Annotated in this window: 13 protein-coding genes; 10 read left to right on the top strand and 3 right to left on the bottom strand. The window is 43.3% G+C overall.

The genetic code is table 11. From position 1 onward, the window contains the following. Positions 1-3 precede the first annotated feature (3 nt). Positions 4-897 carry an electron transfer flavoprotein subunit beta/FixA family protein gene (locus QYT14_RS09575; RefSeq protein ID WP_237039184.1) on the bottom strand — a complete coding sequence of 298 codons (894 nt, stop codon included), beginning with the start codon at positions 895-897 and terminating at the stop codon, positions 4-6. Between the two features lie 129 nt (positions 898-1,026). Next, positions 1,027-1,407 (bottom strand): DUF4891 domain-containing protein, encoded by a 381-nt coding sequence (locus QYT14_RS09570; RefSeq protein WP_237039185.1) that lies wholly within the window; start codon positions 1,405-1,407, stop codon positions 1,027-1,029. A 184-nt stretch (positions 1,408-1,591) separates the two neighbouring features. Here QYT14_RS09570 and QYT14_RS09565 point away from each other — a divergent pair, with 184 nt between their 5' ends. The 5 genes from QYT14_RS09565 (at position 1,592) to QYT14_RS09545 (ending at position 9,204) form a co-directional block, all read left to right on the top strand. Then, positions 1,592-2,134 carry a hypothetical protein gene (locus QYT14_RS09565; protein WP_288324653.1) on the top strand — a complete coding sequence of 181 codons (543 nt, stop codon included), beginning with the start codon at positions 1,592-1,594 and terminating at the stop codon, positions 2,132-2,134. Between the two features lie 96 nt (positions 2,135-2,230). Next, positions 2,231-3,622, top strand: a complete 1,392-nt coding sequence (locus QYT14_RS09560) for a TolC family protein (protein WP_288324654.1) — start codon at positions 2,231-2,233, stop codon at positions 3,620-3,622. 48 nt (positions 3,623-3,670) lie between these two features. Next, a complete protein-coding gene (locus QYT14_RS09555) occupies positions 3,671-4,807 on the top strand; it encodes an efflux RND transporter periplasmic adaptor subunit (protein ID WP_288324655.1) in 1,137 nt (378 codons plus the stop codon). Between the two features lie 3 nt (positions 4,808-4,810). Further along, on the top strand, positions 4,811-7,927 hold the full coding sequence (locus tag QYT14_RS09550) for a multidrug efflux RND transporter permease subunit (protein WP_288324656.1): 3,117 nt from the start codon (positions 4,811-4,813) through the stop codon (positions 7,925-7,927). An 86-nt stretch (positions 7,928-8,013) separates the two neighbouring features. Beyond that, positions 8,014-9,204: a mechanosensitive ion channel domain-containing protein gene (locus QYT14_RS09545; RefSeq protein WP_288324657.1), complete on the top strand. Its 1,191-nt coding sequence runs from the start codon at positions 8,014-8,016 to the stop codon at positions 9,202-9,204. 9 nt (positions 9,205-9,213) lie between these two features. Here the strand turns inward: QYT14_RS09545 and QYT14_RS09540 are convergent, their stop codons facing one another. Further along, positions 9,214-10,713 carry a HAMP domain-containing sensor histidine kinase gene (locus QYT14_RS09540; protein WP_288324658.1) on the bottom strand — a complete coding sequence of 500 codons (1,500 nt, stop codon included), beginning with the start codon at positions 10,711-10,713 and terminating at the stop codon, positions 9,214-9,216. A gap of 116 nt (positions 10,714-10,829) precedes the next feature. Here QYT14_RS09540 and QYT14_RS09535 point away from each other — a divergent pair, with 116 nt between their 5' ends. From QYT14_RS09535 to QYT14_RS09515, 5 genes are all read left to right on the top strand, one after another. Beyond that, positions 10,830-11,192, top strand: a complete 363-nt coding sequence (locus QYT14_RS09535) for a DUF1232 domain-containing protein (RefSeq protein ID WP_237039192.1) — start codon at positions 10,830-10,832, stop codon at positions 11,190-11,192. A gap of 194 nt (positions 11,193-11,386) precedes the next feature. Then, positions 11,387-12,091, top strand: a complete 705-nt coding sequence (locus QYT14_RS09530) for an FHA domain-containing protein (RefSeq protein ID WP_237039193.1) — start codon at positions 11,387-11,389, stop codon at positions 12,089-12,091. Positions 12,092-12,129: 38 nt separating this feature from the next. Next, positions 12,130-13,833 (top strand): serine/threonine-protein kinase, encoded by a 1,704-nt coding sequence (locus QYT14_RS09525; RefSeq protein WP_288324659.1) that lies wholly within the window; start codon positions 12,130-12,132, stop codon positions 13,831-13,833. Continuing rightward, positions 13,830-14,801 carry a serine/threonine-protein kinase gene (locus QYT14_RS09520; RefSeq protein WP_237039195.1) on the top strand — a complete coding sequence of 324 codons (972 nt, stop codon included), beginning with the start codon at positions 13,830-13,832 and terminating at the stop codon, positions 14,799-14,801. The genes QYT14_RS09525 and QYT14_RS09520 overlap by 4 nt, the downstream gene beginning before the upstream one ends. After that, a complete protein-coding gene (locus QYT14_RS09515) occupies positions 14,798-16,186 on the top strand; it encodes a protein phosphatase 2C domain-containing protein (protein WP_237039196.1) in 1,389 nt (462 codons plus the stop codon). Before QYT14_RS09520 ends, QYT14_RS09515 begins: the two co-directional genes overlap by 4 nt. The last annotated feature ends 11 nt before the right edge of the window (positions 16,187-16,197 follow it).

The raw sequence follows: 16,197 nt of genomic DNA, 5'->3' as shown, positions 1-16,197 counted from the left end.
TCGTTATCCTATTGTGTGGTTAGCTAACAGTTCTACAATCAATCCTTCTACATCCTGGTCGCTTCCTGTCATGGTCTTGCTCTCTTTAGCCTGGAAGACGATGTTTTCAATTTTCTTCACTTTGGTGGGAGAACCTGACAGACCGCACTGTTTGGTATCGCCACATACATCGGCTACACTCCATTCAGTAATATTGAGGTAAGGATACTTTTCGTATAGTTCGGCGTATGGCAGCGCTGCTCCTTCTTTGGTGATGGCAGCTTTTTCCTGTGCACCGAGGGCACGTTTATATTTCTGTAACAGTTTGGCGTTGCGCGGACGGCAGGGAGCTGCACTTCCGTTTACAGTCAACACAATAGGCAGAGGGCCTTCCACTGTTTCCACTCCACCGTCAATATGACGTTTCACCGTGATGCGACGGGCAGTTTCGTCTACATTCAGAATCTCTTCAGTGTAAGTTATCTGGCTTAATCCCAGTTTTTCTGCAACCTGCGGGCCTACCTGTGCGGTATCACCGTCGATAGCTTGGCGTCCGCCGATAATCAGGTCATATTCGCCTATTTTGCGGATAGCGGTGGCGATGGCATACGAAGTGGCCAGGGTGTCGGCCCCAGCAAAAGCACGGTCGGTCAATAAATATCCATTGTCTGCTCCTCTGTAGAGTCCTTCACGAATGACTTCGGCAGCGCGTCCGGGGCCCATGGTCAGAATGGTAACAGTGGAGCCGGGATGTGTGTCTTTCAGTCTGAGTGCCTGTTCCAAGGCGTTCAGGTCTTCCGGGTTGAAGATGGCCGGAAGTGCTGCACGGTTGATGGTGCCGTCAGCGTTCATGGCATCTTTCCCAACGTTGCGTGTGTCGGGAACTTGTTTTGCCAGTACTACAATTTTTAAACTCATATATTTATATATATTTGGTATTAGTAAAATCTGTTTTGGCGACAAATTTAAGCAAACTATTTAAGCGACAAAAGGATATGACGAGAAAATGTGCACATTCTTGTGAAGTTTGAGCAATTTGTCTGCATGCTAGTATTCGTCAAGGAAGCGCAGGAAAACAATATTTTCTCCGGTTTTTACCTTTCCGCTTGCTATCCATTCGGGTTTTACGCGGAAAGTTTTGAGACATTTGTCTATTTTGTTGGTAATCAGTGAAGGTTGTTTCTTTTCGTATTCCAACACATTTATCTTTCCTTCTTTATTTATAGAAACTTTTGCTTTGACATTGCGAATCGTTTTGCCCATGTTGGATTTACTTTTATCCAAGTCTATCCAAAAGATAACGGAAGCCTTGGGGAACTTACCGGTTTGTATCACTTCATGGCAAACTGTCATGGCATTTTTTTTCGGGGTAGAGGCATATCCGGTAGCAGACAATGCCATAAACAGGATTAACAGAATGTTTTTCATATTTGATATGGATTTATATTAAACTGCCTAAAGATAGGAATTTCTTTGAAAATGAACGAAATAGAAGAGGATAAATTTTATTTTGCAAAATAATTGTTAGCTTTGTCATCCTATTAAGCTGTAGTTTGTTATAACAAATAGTAGGGTATGCACTGTGATAAAAGAAACATTAAATAAATGGATTATGAGAAAATTATTATTTTTATTTGTAATGGCAATGCTTGGTGTCACTGCTATGGCACAGGATGTGATTTATGATAAAACCAATGATGCGGGAGTACGTACCGTAGTGTGCTTGGGTATGGATTTGGGAGTGTCTAATGGGATGAGTGTATATGTAGCTTTGGCGGGCTTCCAGTATAAAAGTACGATTCGTTATTCTCTGGCTGTGACAATCGGTTCGGGACATGAAGTGGAAATTCCGGATGACAGCCAATGTCTGCTGACTCTGGGCAATGGAAAAGTATTGGAACTGCCTACTGTTTCGGGAGGCGCTTCGGTATTGCAGTCCATTGATATTGAGTGGGGCGATGTGTACCAGACATTCCGTCGTTTCGGCTATTATAATATCAAGGCGAAAGACTTGAAGAAAGTAGGCAAGAACGGCATTAGCCAAATCGACTTCCAACTGTCTCCATCCAATTATGCGGTCACGTTCAATCAGGATGAATTGGGCGGATTGTTGACAGGCTCTATGTCGGTGATTAATAATTTGTTTGGAAAATAAGCATTATACATAGAGGCAGTTAAAGTGTCTCACCTCTCAAACAAAACGTATTCTACGCTGTTTATCACTATGTTTTGAAAATTAAGTGATAAGATTATGGCGAGAATACGTTTTGTTCTTTTTATGTTGCTTCTTTCTTCACTGGGGGTGAAGGGACAGCAAGCGGAAAAATATTTGGCTCATCCCTTGCCTTCCGGATGGCAGGAACAGGATGCCATGTTTCAACAGACTCTGCCGATGGACGACCATTGGTGGAAAGTGTTTGAAGATGTTACCCTTGACTCGCTCATCCGTGTGGCGATAAAGCAGAATCCTTCGGCACTGATGGCTATAAACCGCATGGACATGGCAAAAGCGAATCTGAGGATGACGCGTGGGGGATATTATCCTTCTTTATCGCTCGATGCCGGGTGGAGCAGGCAGCAAACCAGTGGAAATACCGGAACCGGACAGCCTCAGTCGCGTGTGGGATATTTTGATGCCGGAGTGAATATGAGCTGGCAGATAGATGTGTTTGGTGCTATTCGCCAGCGTGTGAAAGCGCAGAAAGAGAATTTTGCGGCCAGCCGTGAAGAATATAATGCCACAATGGTTTCTCTTTGCGCAGAAGTGGCATCCGCTTATTTTAACCTGAGGGAGGCGCAGCAAGAATTGGGCGTATTGCAGCGCAATGCTTTATCTCAGAAAGCGGTGGTGGAAATTACCGAAGTGCGCTATAACACCGGCTTGGTATCGAAACTGGATGTCGCGCAGGCCAAGTCTGTGTATTATAGCACATTGGCTTCCATTCCTTCTGTTGAATCAAGCATTATCCAATATACCAATGCATTGGCCGTGTTGCTGGGACTTTATCCGCAGGATGTGGCGTCGTCTTTGAAAGACGGTCGCCCATTGCCCGACTATATAGAACCGGTGGGGGTAGGGGTGCCGGGACAACTCTTGCTGCGTCGTCCTGATGTACGTGCTGCAGAAAGGCAGGTGAATGCTCAAGCTGCATTGCTTGGGGCATCCAAATCGGATTGGTTACCTTCTTTCTTTCTGAATGGGTCTTTAGGTTATGCTTCGCATGATATAAAAGATTTGACAAAAAGAAGCAGCATGACCTGGAGTATTGCTCCTTCTATGAGTTGGACTGTCTTTAATGGAGGGCAGCGTCTGAACGCGGTGAAACTGCAACGGGCTCAGTTGGATGAGACAATCAATCAATTCAATAATACGGTGCTGACGGCTGTGCAAGAGGTGGATAATGCCATGAGCAGCTATCGGAATTCTATCAAGCAGATTGTGGCTTGCCGTGAGATGGTGAATCAGGGCAAAGAAGCGTTTAAACTTTCTCTCGACCTGTACAAGCAAGGGTTGAGTCCATTTCAAAACGTCTTGGATGCACAGCGCTCGCTTCTTTCTTATGAAAATGCCTTAGTGCAGGCACAGGGTTATTCATTGATTTGTCTTATACAAATGTATCAGGCATTGGGAGGAGGGTGGTAAAATTCATATAATAAAAGTAAACTAATAAATTAAAGCCTATACCAAGATATGAAAAAACTAATGATAACCATCGCACTGACCGCCCTAACTCTGACGGCTTGCGATAAGAAACAGTCTTCCGGCACGACAATGGGAGCTTTGCCTATTGATGTAGCACACCCGCTGGTACAGAATGTCACACTAACGAAGGATTATCCGGGTTATCTGGAAGCGGAATCGACCGTAGACCTGGTAGGACGGGTGAACGGTACGTTACAGGCAAAAAACTTTGTTCCGGGTTCGCGAGTGAAGCAGGGGCAGGTATTGTTTGTGATTGAACCGACACTTTATGAAAATGCTGTCAAGCAAGCGGAAGCTGAACTTAAAACGGCTCAAGCTAATCTCGATTATGCCGTTAGCAGTTATCAGCGTATGAAAGAGGCTATTAAAAGTGATGCGGTCAGCCGCATACAATATTTGCAGGCCGAGAGTACCGTTACTTCCTGTGAGGCGGCAGTCAGTAATGCGGAGGCTGCCTTGAAAACAGCACGTACCAATCTCAGCTATTGCTATGTGAAAGCTCCCTGTAACGGAGTGGTGGATATTTCCAATTATTCGGTGGGTGCTTACATCGGGGGAGCCTTGCAGCCGGTGAAGTTGGCAACGGTTTATAAAGACAATCGGATGTATTCGTATTTTAATATCGCGGACAATCAATACCTGACTTATCAGTTGGTACAGGAGAACAACAGCAAGATTCCGGCTGCTACTCATTTCGTTACATTAAGTTTGGGTACGGATGGTAGCCAGACATGGAAGGCTAAACTGGACTACTTGTCTCCGAATGTGACGCTGACAACAGGAACACTTCGTTTGCGTGCCGAACTGGATAACCCTGAAGGGACGTTACGCCCCGGACTGTTTGTCAGTGTGACGCTGCCATACGGCGAGGCGGATCATGCAATATTGGTGAACGATGCTTCTATCGGTACAGACCAGCTCGGAAAATTTCTGTATGTGGTCAATGATAGTAATATTGTCAATTACCGTCATATCGAACCGGGACAGTTGACGGATGGAAATATGAGAATCGTTAAAAGCGGACTTTCTCCGAATGAACGATATGTGACTAAAGCATTGCTGAAAGTACGTCAAGGAATGAAAGTTGACCCGGTAATGGAAAGTGAAACCACCAAAAAACAATAGCGTATGTTCTCTAAATTTTTTATCGAACGGCCTATATTTGCCACTGTGCTTGCATTGCTGTTTGTGGTGGCCGGGCTCGTTACATTAAATATATTGCCTGTGGCGCAGTATCCCGACATTACACCTCCTACGGTGCAAGTCAGTGCTGTGTATCCGGGGGCTAATGCCGAAACTGTGGCACAGACAGTAGGTATTCCAATCGAGCAACAAGTGAATGGAGTAGACGGAATGCTTTATATGAGTTCTAACTCTTCTGCATCCGGTGCATATTCATTGACTGTGACATTCGAGGTCGGAACGGATATCGATATGGCGACCGTGATGGTGCAGAACCGGGTCAGTGTGGCATTGAATTCTCTGCCTGAGGCAGTGAAGGTACAAGGGGTGACTGTGCAGAAGCAATCGTCTAATATTGTGATGATGCTTACATTGAGCGGTGACAGTATTTATGATGGTCTTTACCTTACTAATTATGCTAATTTGAATCTGGTGGACCAGTTGACCCGTGTGCCGGGAGTGGGGGCGGTGAATGTCATGGGAGCAGGCGACTATTCTATGCGTGTGTGGCTGAACCCCGAAACAATGCGTATTCGCAATATCACTCCGCAACAGGTTTACTCGGCCATTCAGAGTCAGAATATGGAGGTTTCCGCCGGTTATGTGGGGCAGCCTATCGGTACTTCGGCCAATAATGATTTTCAATATACACTGAATGTGAAAGGACGACTCTCTACGCCCGAAGAGTTCGGAGATATCATATTGAGAGTGGAGGATCAGGGGAAGGTGCTCCGTTTGAGGGATGTTGCTAAAATTGAATTGGGAAGTGCCGAGTATGGAGTTGTTTCCCGATTGAAGGGACAGCCTACGGCAGGTATTGCCGTCTATCAGTTGCCGGGCAGTAACTCGCTGGATGTGTCTAAAGGAGTGCGTGCACGTATGGCGGAACTGGCTGAAACTTTTCCGGTAGGGGTGAAGTACAATGTGACATTGGACACTACAGATGTGGTTCATGACTCCATTGATGAAGTAATGAAGACCTTCGTGGAGGCGATTATTCTAGTGGTGCTGGTTATCTTTTTCTTCCTGCAAAGTTGGCGGGCGGTTCTTATTCCATGTCTTACTATTCCCGTGTCCCTTATCGGAACATTGGCGGTAATGGCTGCTTTGGGCTTTTCCATCAATACGCTGACGTTGTTCGGGCTGATACTGGCGATTGCCATTGTGGTGGACGATGCCATTGTGGTGACTGAAAATGCCACCCGCATTTTGGATGAAGGGAAGTTGGATGCCCGGGCTGCTACTGAGCAGGCTATGGGAGAGATTACCGGACCTATTGTGGGAGTGGTACTGGTGTTGCTTGCCGTATTTATTCCCACGACACTGATTAGTGGCATTTCCGGTCAGCTTTATAAACAGTTCGCATTGACTATCGCAGCTTCTACGGTCATAAGCGGTTTTAATTCGCTGACACTGACTCCTGCAGTTTGCGCCTTGCTGTTGCGTCCCACTCCGGCGCATAAAGCACGTTTGTTCCGTTGGTTCGACAGCATGAACGACTGGATGCAGCGGGTTTATGACGCTTCAGTGAAATGGTTGTTGGCACGTCCGGTCATTGCTATCGGTTCTTACATTGTTATATCGGTCATTGCTATTCTGATGTTTGTGAAGTGGCCCAGCACCTTTATCCCCGAAGAAGACGACGGGTACTTTATGATTGCCATACAGCTTCCGGCTGCTTCTTCGTTGGAGCGTACGCAGATGGTAGGCAAGCAGATTGATGCTATTTTGTCAGAGTATTCCGAGGTGAAGACTTATTTAGGCGTAAACGGATTCAGTATTATGGGAGGCGGGCAGTTGCCCAATGCTGCCACCTATTTTGTGGTACTGAAGAATTGGAAAGAGCGTGCGGGTAAAGAGCATACAGCTCAAGCGGTGGTCAATCGTTTTAACGGACAGGCATATGCCATGATACAGGAAGCCCAAGTCTTTGGTATTATTCCTCCCGCTATTCCGGGCATGGGTAATACGGGCGGATTGCAGCTCGAACTGGAAGATCGCAAGTCGTTGGGTGCGGAAGAATTACAAAAGGCGGTTGAGGCTTTGTTGGCTAATTATCACACAGAGCCGGCTATTGCCTCTATGAGTAGTATGTATCAGGCGGATGTACCTCAATATTTTCTGAATATAGATCGTGACAAGGTTCAGCTGATGGGTTTACAATTGAATCAGGTTTTCTCTACACTGGGATATTATATGGGACAGGCATACGTGAATGATTTTGTGGAGTTCGGTCGTATCTATCAGGTGAAGCTGGAAGCCGGCGAACAGGCACAGAAGGTGATTGATGATGTACTGAAACTGAGTGTGGTCAACTCAAAAGGAGAGATGGTGCCTTTCAGTAGTTTTACGCAGATAGAACAGAAGCTGGGAATGGATCAGATTAACCGGTATAATATGTATTCGGCTGCTTCCATCACATGTACTCCGGCAGCAGGCAGTAGTTCCGGTCAGGCGATAGAGGCAGTGTCGGGTCTGATAAAGAATCAATTGGGCAATGAGTTTGGCTATGAATGGACTTCCGTTGCTTATCAGGAAACGCAGGCCGGCAATACCACTACCATTATCCTGATTATGGCATTGTTGGTGGCTTATCTGGTTCTTGCTGCCCAATATGAAAGTTGGACAAGCCCGGTGGCTGCTGTGATGGGCTTACCGGTCGCTATTTTGGGAGCGATGCTCGGTTGCTGGGTAATGGGAGTTCCGGTGAGTATTTATACGCAGATTGGTATCATTCTGTTGATTGCTCTTTCGGCAAAGAATGGTATCTTGATTGTGGAGTTCGCTCGTGATTACCGTAAAGCCGGCAATCCGATCCGTGAGGCGGCATACGAGGCGGGGCACGTGCGGTTGCGCCCTATTCTAATGACTTCATTTACCTTCGTGCTGGGTGTGATGCCATTGTTGTTTGCTACGGGCGCAGGGGCCGGCAGCCGTGTAGCATTGGGTGCGGCAGTAGTATTCGGCATGGCTGTGAACACAATATTTGCAACGGTTTATATTCCTAACTGGTATGAAGTAATGCAGAATATTCAGGAAAAGTGGTTGACGAAGAAAAAATAATAGTTCTTAACTGGAAAGAAAAAACGCCTTGTTGCCTTTGCGGGTAATAGGGCGTTTTTCTTATCTTTGCGGAAAACGAATGTAGTATGGATACAATAAATAGCGAACTTACCAGTTTACTTCAGCAGATGGGGGTACATCAGGAAAGCCTGGGGATGACTCACCGTATCATTATTATAGCCGGTATTATTATCATTGCTTTTGTGGCAGATTTTTTTTGTAGGAAAATAGTAGTTCCTACCATAAAGAAACTGACAGCAAAGACACAGGCTACCTGGGATGATTATCTATTCAATGATGCCGTACTGGATAATATGTGCCATCTCATCCCGCCTATTATATTATATGCATTGCTTCCTTTTGCTTTTCCGTATGAACCTGTGACTTTGACGTTCATCCTCAAGCTATGCTGGGTATATATTACTGCTGTGGCAATGCGCTTGATTTGTTCTTTTCTCACTTCACTTTATACTATTTCCAGCGAGCACGAGAAGTTGAAGAACCATCCGTTGAAGGGGGTGTATCAAATGCTGAAACTGATAGTGATATGTGTAGGTGTAATCATCATCATCAGTACGTTGATTGATAAAGATCCGGTGAATATTCTGACCGGTTTGGGGGCTTCTGCCGCTATTCTGATGTTGGTGTTCAAGGATACTATCATGGGATTGGTTGCCGGAGTACAACTTTCAGCCAATAATATGCTTCGTCCGGGTGACTGGATTACGATGCCTAAATATGGAGCTGACGGTACGGTGATAGAAGTGACATTAACTACCGTGAAAGTGCAAAACTGGGATAATACCATCACGACTGTTCCTCCGTATGCTTTAGTGAGTGATTCTTTTCAGAATTGGCGCGGCATGAGAGAAAGCGGCGGGCGAAGAATAAAGCGTTCACTGAATATTGATATGACGACAGTGCACTTCTGTACCCCTCAACAGTTGAAGAACTTTGAGAAGCGCGGCTGGTTGGAAGGGTTTGAAAGAACCGGAAAGGAGGAGGTGAACCTGCATATATTCCGTCATTATCTGGAACGGTACTTGCGACATCACCCTCGCGTAAATACAAGTCTTACTCTCATGGTACGGCAACTTCAGCCTACTCCGCAAGGCTTGCCTATCGAACTTTATTTTTTCTCTGCCAATAAGGACTGGATACCTTATGAACGTCTGCAAGCTGAAGTTTTTGACCATGTATTGGCTGTGCTTCCCGAGTTTGGATTGAAAGTATTTCAAAGTCCTACGGGAACTGATATATTGGCTCTTTCAAAGTAAGCGGGTATCTTATTTATCATGTAATTCCAGTACAAATCGGGTTCCCTTCTTGTATTCGTTATCCAGATGCAAGGTGCCGTTAAGTTTATAGGCGATGAGGCTGCAGGTCGGTAAGCCCAGCCCATTGCCTTGCGTTAAATCATGGATTTCGGCAAATGGCTTGAATAGCTTTCCTTTTATTTCAGCCGGTATGCCTGTACCGGTATCGGTGATGATAAACTGTCCTGTGTGTGCACTTCTTTTCTTAAACTCTAATGTGATTTTGCCGTTGTCCGTATGTAATGCGGCATTTCCCAATAAATAAAGTAAGATACGTTCCAATGCTTCTGCATTTGTCTTAATATTTACTCTCGGCACATTGACTACGGCTTCCACTTCGGGCTTGAAGTTTGCCTTGGCTTTTTCCATAATGGTTTCGCACAAAGCATTTATGTTCATCTCTTTGATGGGATAATGTTCCTCACGCGTCTCTTCCAAAGTGACGTATGTCTGAATATCAGTCATGAGTTTTTTCAAAGCGTCTATATTCTTCTGTAAGATTTCGACCGAGAATACTTCTGTAGTCGCTTCCTCCATTGTGCTCAGGGTAGGCTCTATCTGCGCACTGATGTTACTGATGAATCTTGATTTTTGTTCATTATTCTCATTGGCGATACCCAGACTGTGTTTTAACTTCTTTACTTGGCGTATATGTTTGAAAAGTAAAGCGGCAAGAAACACAAGTGCAGCGGCAAGAATGGCTGTCAGGATGCAAAGTGCAATGATAATGAAAAGATTGGTACTTATCTTATCTTCTTTTTCTTGTAGCAATTGCCGGTTTTCATCATATTTTTGTTGTAGAGTTGTCAGTTCCTGAGCAGCTTTAACTGCTTGGATGGAATCTTGCCAAGATGTGTAAAGCTTGCGCATAGCACTGGCCAGTGGCGCATTGTTATTCTGTTCTGCATAACTCAGCATATCTTTATAGCATTGGTCTATGCCTTTTTCGTCTTTTCCTTTCGAACGTTTCTGAAACAACTCTTTATAGCATGCCAAGCTTTTGTCCGGCATACCGAATGTTTGATAATAATTAGCCTCGGTAAAGAGAAGGTCTTCCGACAAGGCATCCGATTTCATTTGGTCTGCATAAGTATGTAGTTGATTGAGTTGGTTTTTACATTGCTCTGCATTTTTCAGGCGAGTGTACATGCGTAAGCGTTCTTTGGCCACCTGATAGCGGAGTGGATAATTTGCCTGTTTTGTTTCTTGTTCATTGGCATAAATCAATGCATCCATCTGACGGCAAGTGGCGAAAGCTTCTTTATATTGTCTGTTTTCGGTAAAGAGTATGCTGACGCGCACTCCTTCTTCTATGGCTTGTTTATATTGTTTCTTTTCTGCCAGTTGGGTAAATTTGGTCCACTTGGAATTCAGTTCTGTTGTATTAACGCCTGACGCTGTCGTAGAAGTCTGTCCTTGCCCTGCCAATACGCAGAAAGCAAGTACTAATGTTAGAAGAATTTTTTTCATTTGTAATACTGCTTTTCTGCAAATATAACCTCATTTTTTAAAAAATGTTCTTAAAAGTGCAACTTTTTTCAGAACACTCGCGTCAAAAGGGTAGAAAACCATATAAAAAAGCGAGTATGAAAAGAATTATGAATAAAATCGATTATGATTTTTGGTGGGAAAAGATAGTAGATTATGCAAAGCTGGCGGGAAGAACAACGGCTCGCCCTGTACTTTTATTGTATTATGTGTTGAGAAGTAACGAAACTCCGTCATCAGACAAAATGTTGATTGTTGCAGCTTTATCTTATTTAATACTTCCGATAGATTTGATTTCCGCCAAACGGTTGCCTGTTATCGGCTGGATAGACGAGGCGTTTTCTTTAGTTTATGCTTATAAGAAAGTGTGCAGGTATGTCACTCCCGAGATAGAATCGGAAGTGGACAATATATTGGAACGATGGTTTCCTGAAGTGAAGTATGAACTGATACAGGAATGATGCCGAACTAGAATAACAAGGGAAATTAGTTTGACTCTCTAAATAATATTTTCATAGGAATAATCCTTATTTTCGTCTGTTTGGATACCCATAAGAGCCACATAACGCCTTAAGCGCGTTGTGTGGCTTTTTTATATATTAAAAAAAAACAATCTTTGTAAATTATATAAGGAACAATTAAAACAATAGATACTATGTCACAAGAAAAAACATCTGTACCGGGTATGGAAAATTCATACTATGCAAACAAGAAGAATAATATGTATTCGAGAACTACAACTCCTGACATGGGAAGTCGCGGAACAATGGTTCCCGGAATGGAAGAGATGGCTCCTAATGTTGGCCGGCACGAATCGAGTGCTAAAGGAGGGGGGGCTCCGGTAGTCGGATTTTTGTATTCTATATCCCGCCAGGGTATTGGTGAATATTGGCCTCTTCATATCGGCTCAAATAAAATCGGGCGTTCAAGTAATTGTGATATATGTTTGAAGGAAGGTACTGTATCGGATATTCATGCGGAACTGAATATCAAGCAGATGAAAACTACACATAAGATATTGGCTTCAATTAAGGATATAGGTTCCAAAAATGGCATATTCGTAAATGAAGAGGAGTTGGATTACAGCGCTCATGAGTGTTTTAATAATGATTTGATTACAATCGGTCTTAATTATCGATTGCTCCTGATTTTGATTGACACGCAAGCCTTGGGGTTGACCGTATCGGAAAACTTTATACCTATAGAGGAGGAAGAGGATGTGGATTTTCCTTTTACTGCGCCTAAAGGTACAGGCGACAGCTTTAACCCGTATGACCATAATAATCGTCCAATGAATAATGGAACAGTCGCAATGGACGGAGTTCAAGGTACAGAACCGGGAAAAACTAAGTTTATGTAACAGGCTCAGCCCTTTTTAATCTAAATGAAGAAAAAGATATGTCTATTATTTGCATACAAAGCATAAATGAAAAACAAAACCACATTCGTTACGAGGTGGATACGGATAGCCAGCCCCTTGGCGTGGGAGGAATGGGGTCGGTGTATCGTGGTAAGCGGATTCAAGAAAAGACCGGTGTATGTGTGGATGTAGCCATCAAATTCTTGTTTGACGATTTGCCTGCACACGTCATCGAAAGAGCGCGGAGAGAAGCTTCTATCCAGATTCATAATGAAAATCTGGTGGAAATGTTTGGCTTTATTCAGATAGATGAAGTGGTTTCTCCAACCGTTGTTCATCAGCATTATCATGTGGTAAGTGAACTGTTGCACGGAGTAGTTTTGTGTGATTTATTAAAAGGAAAAACAACAGATAGCAATGGAGTGGATATTCCTTTTGCACAGGAGTTATATAATCAATATGTGACGGATCGTTGTGGCTTTGCACTGTTTGTCATCAAAAATATATTATCGGGGATTATGGCTTTGCACGACAAAGGATATATCCATCGTGACCTTGACCCCAGTAATATTATGATTACATCAGATCGGAAAATAAAGATTATTGATTATGGTATTGCTAAACAGCTTTCTACACTGACTACACAAGACCAGCAACTGACTACCGCCGGACAATTTATGGGAAAAGCAACATACGCTTCTCCTGAATTAGTTGTTGGCGATGTGGTGCACCAAAATGAAACAACAGATATTTATGCCATCGGAATAATGCTGTTTCAATTTATTGTGGGGCATGTACCATTTGAAGGGGCTACTCATGAAGTTCTAGAAATGCAGTTGCATCAAAAGATGCCTCTGCAACAAGTGCCACAGAAAGAAATTCGAAAAATTATAGCCAAAGCTACAGCCAAGAAACAGAAAGACCGGTATCAATCGGCAGCAGAGTTTAGAGTGGCAGTAGAGCAAATAAGTAAGATTTCCATGCCTTTGGTAACGGAACAGGAAAAGTCCGGAAATATTATGGAGACTGTTCAGGCAATTATGGGCAAGATGGGGCAAAAGAATGTATGGGTTGCAGTGCTCATTGTAGTTGCGTTGGTCGGTGGAGGCATTACTTGGAAAATCATAGCCGACAATCAGGAAGAGCAGCGGGCGGAACTTGAAAGAATAGAAACCGAGAAACGAATTGCAGCATGGGAAGCTGAAATGAATAATATGATTTTGGATTCTTCAGTTCCCTCGGAACAAAGGGTGACAGATTCTATATCAGGGCATAGTGTGATGGTAAAGACTGCCGCTCAGCTCACACAAGAAGCTTTTGAATTGTTGGGTGATTCGGGTAAAGCAGTCGATGGCTTGAATTTATTGGAGAAAGTAGCTCAAAAAGGATATCGTTCTTCTATGGATGCAGCTTATTTGATAGCGCGTTTGCACTATCCGGGAGAAGATTCGTCTGAGTCTATTCAACAAATAAAGAACTATTTATCGGAGGCGCTGAAAAAAGACGGTAAGGATGCACATCAGATGATGAGTGGTATTGTAAAAACAGATTCGACTTATTATAAAGCTTTGTATGAATTGGGCTGTGATTTCTTAGCCGGTGAAATACGTACAGGTAAAGCCGATAGCCGGGATTTGACGAAAGCTTTAGAGTATTTCAAACGAGGATTGACATTTGCCACACAAGCGAATGATAATGAATATATAAGTAAATGTTCTAGAAGAATAGAAGCACTCCAATGAAACCTAATTATAGAAATATAGTACAAAAAGGCGATGAGATCTATTTATGCGTAAACGGTGAATGGTTCTTTTACAACCAGACAGAACCACCTTTGGGCGCCGGTGCTATGGGCACTGTTTATTTGGGGCGTTCTTGTCAGACTCAGGAAAGGGTGGCAATTAAGCGCGTTGTGGATAAATATGCCAATATACCAAGTATTCGTGAAAGAGCCAAATTGGAAGCGTCATTGCTTTTCCGGCATCGTAACTTGGTAGAGATGATAGGATATTGCGAGTTAAATCCATATAATGGCCCGATATTTATAGTGAGCAGACTAGTGCAGGGAATAACATTGGACGAGCATGTTAATGTTCATTTACGAAATAGGAAAGATGCGGTAAAGCGAATCTGCGAAAGTCTTTATCCTGTGATGGATGCTTTGGATTATCTTCATCAGAAAGGAATCGTTCACATGGATATAAAACCGGCTAATATTATGATAGAGCACGGTTCTAATATAAGGTTAATGGATTTGGGTATTGCTTATACCCCCGATTCTGTCAGTATGACATCTCCGGGTTTGATAGGTACTCCCAAATATGCTGCTCCTGAACAAATCATCGAACCCGGACAGACCCAATTGACTGTAGATAAAACAACGGATATCTATGAGTTGGGAGTAACACTGTATGAGTTGTTGGCCGGCTATAATCCTTTTGATTCTTCTACAAGGGAAGAGACTATACAAAGACAGCGAATGGAAGTATTGCCGGATATACAGGGAGTACCGAAAGCCGTTGTGGATGTGCTTCGCAAAGCGACAGAAAAACAGCAACACGAGCGTTTCCAGTCGTCGGGAGAGTTTAAGGTGGCTTTACAAAAGGCTTTAAGTGCTCCTCCTCCATCGGTGGTGCCGACATGGTTGGTCATGGTCGGTGTGGGTTGTCTGGTTGGAATAATTATTATATTATTAATGTTTGCCTTATGATACCAATAAATACACAATTGCCTATTGCTGTCGGTTTTGTTGACTCCAGACAAGGTGGTAGGGCTGAGAACCAGGATACATGCGGATATGCCGATACTCCATTAGGATTATTGGTCGTTGTGTGCGATGGGATGGGGGGAGGTCCTTCGGGTAAGGCTGCTTCGTCTACTGCTACTGATGTAATTATTCAGACAGTGCGTTCCGGCAAGTCTTCGGATTCTCCTCTGACAGTTCTTCAACAAGCCATAAAGATGGCGAATCAGGCATTGATTTCAGAGATACAGAAGAAACCTGCATTACGCGGTATGGGGACTACGGTTACTGCTTTGCTGATTAATGAGTATTCGGCCATTGCTGCTTATGTCGGAGACAGTAGGATATACCAATTTCGCAGAGGACATAAGAAGTTCCGCACATTTGACCATTCAATGGTTTTCGAGATGGTTAAAAACGGTACTATTAATGAGGAGCAGGCACGTTTGTCGGAACAGTCAAACATGATTACTAAGGCCTTGGGCGCTAATAGTGACATTGAAGCGGATATCGTGGAACTGCCTTATGAAAAGGGAGACCGTTTTATGCTGTGTACGGATGGAATATGGGGAATGTTTCCGGAACGGAAGTTGATTGATATTGTGGCGGGTACCCCTTCTTTGGGAGGGGCTGTCGAAAGTATTGTGATTCGTGTGGATGAAGAGGGAATTGCAAATGGCGGCAAGCATGATAATCTAACCGTTGCATTAATTGAAACAAATTTTAATTCAATATTAAAAGAAAAGATGAGTACAAAAATAAGGAATATATTATTTGCTTTGATATTTATCTGTTGTGTCAGTATAGCAGGCAATATCATTCAGGGCTTTTATTTACCGGGTCAAGCGGTGGCTCCCTCCAAGAATGAAGAGTTGGATATAGAAGCTTTGCAAAAGGTATGGAGTGAAAAACTTCAGGCAGAGTTTGATGAAAAGCTGAGAAAGTCAGAACAGGAACAGAAGAAAACTATAGATTCGTTATCGCGGATTATTACCAATAATCCGGGCAAGGCGAAAGAATATATGGCGGTTATAATTAATCAATATGATATTATAGAGCGGTTGGATGATATTATTAATAATTTGCAGGAATTACGTAATGTTTCCGAGGGGAAGGAAAAAGAGCAAAAGTTGAAAGAAACAGTGACAATGGTTCAGGAACTGGAACCTGAATTGAAAAAGAAATATGGCATCTCTGAAAAAGAGTTTAATGGTAAAGAGAAGAATGGACGCGAATACGGCATTTTACTTCTTTTGAAACAAAATATAGCTAAAGAAAACAGCGGTAGAGCACAAAGTCATTATGATTCTATTATAAATAGGATAAAAGAGATTAGAGATAAAATAAAATAGCCATAAAATTA

This window comes from uncultured Phocaeicola sp. (assembly GCF_948499155.1).
GTDB lineage: Bacteria > Bacteroidota > Bacteroidia > Bacteroidales > Bacteroidaceae > Phocaeicola > Phocaeicola faecalis.
The sequence above is the reverse complement of the archived record's forward strand: the minus strand, read 5'-3'. Positions and strand labels throughout refer to the sequence as shown.

Excerpts from the sequence above, each read along its gene's own strand:
- QYT14_RS09555 (WP_288324655.1), top strand. The coding sequence starts at position 3,671 with ATGAAAAAACTAATGATAACCATCGCACTGACCGCCCTAACTCTGACG.
- QYT14_RS09545 (WP_288324657.1), top strand. The coding sequence starts at position 8,014 with ATGGATACAATAAATAGCGAACTTACCAGTTTACTTCAGCAGATGGGG.
- QYT14_RS09525 (WP_288324659.1), top strand. The coding sequence starts at position 12,130 with ATGTCTATTATTTGCATACAAAGCATAAATGAAAAACAAAACCACATT.
- QYT14_RS09535 (WP_237039192.1), top strand. The coding sequence starts at position 10,830 with ATGAAAAGAATTATGAATAAAATCGATTATGATTTTTGGTGGGAAAAG.
- QYT14_RS09550 (WP_288324656.1), top strand. The coding sequence starts at position 4,811 with ATGTTCTCTAAATTTTTTATCGAACGGCCTATATTTGCCACTGTGCTT.
- QYT14_RS09515 (WP_237039196.1), top strand. The coding sequence starts at position 14,798 with ATGATACCAATAAATACACAATTGCCTATTGCTGTCGGTTTTGTTGAC.
- QYT14_RS09570 (WP_237039185.1), bottom strand. The coding sequence starts at position 1,407 with ATGAAAAACATTCTGTTAATCCTGTTTATGGCATTGTCTGCTACCGGA.
- QYT14_RS09520 (WP_237039195.1), top strand. The coding sequence starts at position 13,830 with ATGAAACCTAATTATAGAAATATAGTACAAAAAGGCGATGAGATCTAT.
- QYT14_RS09530 (WP_237039193.1), top strand. The coding sequence starts at position 11,387 with ATGTCACAAGAAAAAACATCTGTACCGGGTATGGAAAATTCATACTAT.
- QYT14_RS09565 (WP_288324653.1), top strand. The coding sequence starts at position 1,592 with ATGAGAAAATTATTATTTTTATTTGTAATGGCAATGCTTGGTGTCACT.
- QYT14_RS09575 (WP_237039184.1), bottom strand. The coding sequence starts at position 897 with ATGAGTTTAAAAATTGTAGTACTGGCAAAACAAGTTCCCGACACACGC.
- QYT14_RS09540 (WP_288324658.1), bottom strand. The coding sequence starts at position 10,713 with ATGAAAAAAATTCTTCTAACATTAGTACTTGCTTTCTGCGTATTGGCA.
- QYT14_RS09560 (WP_288324654.1), top strand. The coding sequence starts at position 2,231 with ATGGCGAGAATACGTTTTGTTCTTTTTATGTTGCTTCTTTCTTCACTG.